Origin of the sequence: Nostoc sp. NMS4, assembly GCF_017115095.1 — a bacterium.
Taxonomy (GTDB): Bacteria; Cyanobacteriota; Cyanobacteriia; order Cyanobacteriales; family Nostocaceae; genus Nostoc.
Window position 1 is genome coordinate 1 of record NZ_JABXKI010000313.1, and the last position, 3,513, is coordinate 3,513.

At 38.3% G+C, this 3,513-nt stretch carries 3 protein-coding genes; 1 reads left to right on the forward strand and 2 read right to left on the reverse strand.

From position 1 onward, the window contains the following. Nucleotides 1-296 (reverse strand): glutathione S-transferase family protein (locus HWQ37_RS29070; RefSeq protein WP_292753882.1); only part of this gene is annotated, 296 nt, incomplete at its 3' end. A gap of 924 nt (nt 297-1,220) precedes the next feature. Between HWQ37_RS29070 and HWQ37_RS29075 the strand changes: the two genes are divergently transcribed. Then, on the forward strand, nt 1,221-2,051 hold the full coding sequence (locus tag HWQ37_RS29075) for a fasciclin domain-containing protein (RefSeq protein ID WP_292753883.1): 831 nt from the start codon (nt 1,221-1,223) through the stop codon (nt 2,049-2,051). Between the two features lie 250 nt (nt 2,052-2,301). Here the strand turns inward: HWQ37_RS29075 and HWQ37_RS29080 are convergent, their stop codons facing one another. Next, complete coding sequence (locus tag HWQ37_RS29080; protein ID WP_292753884.1) at nt 2,302-3,222, reverse strand: polysaccharide deacetylase family protein; 921 nt, start codon at nt 3,220-3,222, stop codon at nt 2,302-2,304. Between the last annotated feature and the right edge of the window lie 291 nt (nt 3,223-3,513).

Sequence of the window (3,513 nt, forward strand, 5' to 3'; positions counted from 1 at the left end):
TCATCCGCCCATTCTTCTATTAATAAAGTTAAACCCCGTTGTTTAGGATCTTGCGGTATTATGGGGCGATCGGGATACTCTAAGTCTAAATACTTAGCTATCTCCGTAGAATCCGCAATATATTTATTACGATCCTTTAATACAGGCACTTGTCTTTGACCAGTCAGCCGGAACAGTTCTACCTGTCCAATCCCAGGCGTAACCTCTATTTTGCGGTAATCTAGTCCTTTAAAATCTAGAATTAGGCGCACTTTCTCTGAGTATTGAGAGAGTTCCCATTGGTATAATTCCAGCATATTTTGTATATCTTGTAACTGGTCAACTTCTTAACTTTACAATTGTATCTTTAGTTTAAGTAATTTTTGTTGGTATTAATTGCTTAGTTGCTTATTATATTAATTGACGTTAGGGTTTAACTGATGCCTGATATTTGGCAAAATCATCAATTTTAAAAAAATTGTTTCCTGATTGATTAAAATATCAAATAACTAAGTAATTTAATTCAGCGTATATAAAAAATAAACCTAAGAGGTTGTTTGAAAAGTTGTTGACTGTGATTTTAATCGAATTATTACCCCCCCCTTAATCCCCCCGATATATTGCGGGGAAACAAGAAAATCCGGTATCCTCCCCTTTATAAGGGGAGGGTTAGGGTGGGGTAAAAAATAGATACATCAATCGTGACTTTCCAAAAATCTTCTAATCCTTAATTTGTGGATCTTCAACGGTTACTGCAATTTCTGCCAATGTGCGCCAATATTAAAATATTTCGGTAATTATTTTTTGTACTTTTGTTGAATAATCAATGGCGAATTAAGAGATATAGCTTTCTTCCCTATGTAATTTAGGATTTATGAATCAACTATTAATTTACGTACAAATTTGTATATAAATTGGCTTTTAAGTATAATATTTCTCCAAAGGTCATTGTAACTCATAACTTCTAGATGTGAGATTTTCACACTTTCTGAGAGTTTACGTTATACAGAGTAAGGCTTTTCAACTTATTTTGGTGTAATGGAGAAAATTTGCTCAACTTACATGAAATATATGGTAGATATATTTCATACTTATCAGAGGGAGTCGATGTTAAGTATTTTACCTCAATAGCACAAACTCTTCTAGAGAAAAATCTTACTTCCCTCTTGAGTTAGATTTTGTACATAGCAAAATGTTATAAATCTTTATGTAACGTGTGGACAAAAAGAAAAACAAAATTTATGAAGACAAATTACAGCAAATTGCTGACTACGTTGGCAGGGATAGCAGGATTTACTAGTTTCAGCGTCCTCATTACTTTACCATCTGATGCGAAAGAGGCACTAAATCCTAACCCCAGTATTTTCAACGAAGCTCCCTATAACCGAGGTCAAAGCCTTCAGGCAAACACTCAATACACACCTGCTGAGGCTGTTTCCCAAATAGAAAAGGGTAATACCAAACGCAAACAAGTAGCACAGAAAAGTGGTGGAACCCTCAATCCCAAACCAAGTATTTTCAACGAGCCTCCCTACAACCGTGGTGGTAATGCTGCGCCTAGTGAACCAGCACCCTCAACTCCAAGTACTACCCCGGAAACTCAACCTACCACACCATCTACAACTCCACCAGGCCCAGGGGCAAGTGACAATCAAGGCAAAAACTTGTTAGCCTTGGCAGAGTCAAACGCTTCCTTTACCACCTTGACCAAGGCTTTGAAAGCAGCAGGATTGGCCGGAGCTTTGCAAGGCAAAGATAACTTAACTATTTTTGCACCCACAGATGCAGCTTTTGCTAAGTTGCCACCAGACGCTTTGCAAGAATTGTTAAAGCCAGATAACAAAGAAGTATTGCTCAAGATTTTAACTTACCATGTAGTACCTGGTAAGGTATTGGCTGCTGATTTGAAGTCTGGTGAAGTTAAAAGCCTTGAAGGTGGCACAATCAACATTAAAGTCGATCCTGCTACCGGTGTAACTGTCAATGATGCTAAAGTAACACAAGCAGATATCACAGGTAGCAACGGTGTAATCCACGCAATCGATCAGGTGATTTTACCTCCTGACTTGTAGTTGTACTTATCGAAAATTTGGGTTTAAAACCCCGTGCTTCTAGCACGGCTTTCTGGTAAGATATATCTAGTCGCCATAGGGCATTTGGAGACTCTAAACGGACGTGGAGAGACTGTAAGACTACCTAGTAGCGGGTTTCTGTGAAACGTTAAGGAATCCTCGCTCATCCTGGACGAGGAGGTATGTCAACAGCACAATTGGCAACATAACTAGATCGACATAACTAATACATTAAAATTCCGTTCAGATGTTAATTTTGGACGGTTTTTTTGTTTGCAATCAGCTTTTGATCTTTATCTTGCATTTCTAAAAGTTCAGGAATAGTAACAAACCTATAGCCCTGTTTCCGAAAGTTGGCAATAATTTCTGGTAAAGCTTGCACAGTTTTAGAGCGATTACCACCACCATCATGCATTAGCACAATTCCACCTGGCTTGGCCTTCCTAAACACATTATTAATTAATTTTGGTACAGCAGGACGCGAGTAATCTACAGAATCAGATGACCAGAGAATGATGGCATATTTGCTATTTCTAGCGTAACTAGCCACCCCATTGTGCATGATTCCCCCTGGTGGTCGAAATAAATTTGTTTTAATCCCTGTTACTTGATAAATCAAGTCTGCTGTGTGGTCAATTTCATAGGCAGCTGCTTGGGGATTTAAAAATTGATACCAATGATGCCAAGTGTGATTACCAACTACGTGACCCTCAGCAATCTCCCGCTTTACTAAGCCTGGATAATTTTTCACGTTTTGCCCAATCAGAAAAAATGTCCCTTTGATTTGATTTTTTTTGAGAATATCTAGTACTTCCCCGGTACTCTCAGGCCATGGACCATCATCAAAAGTGAGCGCAATTACTTTCTGTTCGGGAGTAAGTTTTGCCGCATCAACTATTGCTCCTTGAAAACGCGGTGGCACAGTATATGAAAGGCCTTTTGTTTGTACTTGTTCCTGCCAACTTTTAAGCATCGTCGCTTTGAGTTCTTCAAGCTGCTGCTGAATTCCAACTTTGCTTGGTAGATTGTTTACATTTAGATTCTCTGTACTTTGAGCATCAGAGGAGCTTGACTTGATAAGCATCATCGTGCCAGCACTCAAACTGCCACTCAAGACAAGCAAGGTAATTAATATTTTTTGTAGACCAAAAAATGACTTATTGTCGTCCACTTCATAGCTCCTTCAAGGTCGAACCATCTTTTTTTTCACAAGACTTATGGCAACTTCTATACTCTGGTAAGCCTTGCCATACAAGCTACAGTTATGATGGGTATATTTTTAAAGTTATACCAATTTGAAAAATGATTGCGACAGATGGATTAATATAACCCCGACAGAGAAGGCGATTCCCAATCCAAAATCTAAAATCTAATATCTAAAATGGTATTAGCTCCAACCCTGACTCAGAAAAAATACCTTACCCAATGGATAATCTAATATCTATAAGTAAAACTCTCACTA